This window comes from Moorena sp. SIO3B2 (assembly GCF_010692525.1).
GTDB classification, from domain to species: Bacteria; Cyanobacteriota; Cyanobacteriia; order Cyanobacteriales; family Coleofasciculaceae; genus Moorena; species Moorena producens.
This window is the reverse complement of sequence record NZ_JAAHHE010000978.1, coordinates 1-1,081: the sequence shown is the minus strand read 5'-3', so window position 1 is coordinate 1,081 and position 1,081 is coordinate 1. Positions and strand designations below refer to the sequence as shown.

General features: G+C 40.2%; 1 protein-coding gene. It reads right to left on the bottom strand.

Annotated features, from left to right (window positions below; all coding sequences use genetic code 11):
- Window positions 1-174: 174 nt before the first annotated feature.
- Window positions 175-687, bottom strand: coding sequence for a DUF4168 domain-containing protein (locus tag F6K38_RS42865; protein WP_287313060.1), 513 nt, complete (start codon window positions 685-687; stop codon window positions 175-177).
- Window positions 688-1,081: the final 394 nt, after the last annotated feature.

Sequence of the window (1,081 nt, the reverse complement as noted above, 5' to 3'; positions counted from 1 at the left end):
ACTATAGGTCTAAACTTGATTGATAATTCCCAGGTGTGCAACTCGTCTTACTGCTTGCCCAAGAGGAACGTTGAGACCCTTACGCTTTTCCCAAAACGATTTAATTATGGTTGACGTTATGGTTTAAGTTATGGGTCAAGGGAATAAGTGGCTGATGATTCGAGCTATCCCCAACTAAAAGCTAGCGTCAAATTTTGCTTGTTGAATACGCACTAATTCACTTTGAATCTGTTCCCGTAAATTTTGATTATCTTGCATCTCAATAGTAATTTCGTTGAAGCGTTTATTTCCTCCTTCGGGAAAATACTTAGAGACAATTCCCTCTGACTGTTGGCAGTAATCTTTAGCAATCTCTTGGGCGGTCGAGGGCAGCTTATCGATGCTCTGGGGGTCATCGCAGAAAATTTCTGGTTGCTCTCCTAGGATTGTGGTGATTTTTTCATAGGCAGATGCGCGAATAGGCTCTATTTGTAATAGAACTTCAGCATATTGAGTGACGTCATTAGGACTAATCTCAGAGGTGACATCTTGAGCATAGGCTGAAGTTGTAATCACAAGGGTATAAGAGTCTTCAGAAAGCTCAGGGATAAATCCAGATAGCAAACTAATAGCAGTAAGTCCTCCGACAAGGAGAGATTGGGAGAAAATTTGGGTCAAGCTAAGTTTTAGAGAGTTAGCAGTGAGCATGATGATAGATTATGATCAAAACAAACAATAACCAAAACCACTAAGGGCTAGTTTAATGTGAATTAATTTATGGGTGGTAAGTTCCTCATAAGGCAAGATATTCTGGGGATTGGGAATGTAAGCTATCAGCTATCAGCTATCAGCTATCAGCTTTGGGCTTTTGGCCAGGCTACTGGAGATGCTTTTAAATAAAATAAGCTGACGGCACCTCAAGTAGCGTGAGCTTTTAGCTCACGGCTGACGGCTGAATGCTTACTTGGTAAATATGAAGCATGAGTATAAAAAGAATTTAACCTTCAATCCTTTTAGCTAGCCTGGGTGAAGCCACTGACGGTTCTAAACTCTTGAACTGTTAAAGATTTCACAAAGTTGTATCACCTTAGTTTGTAATGTT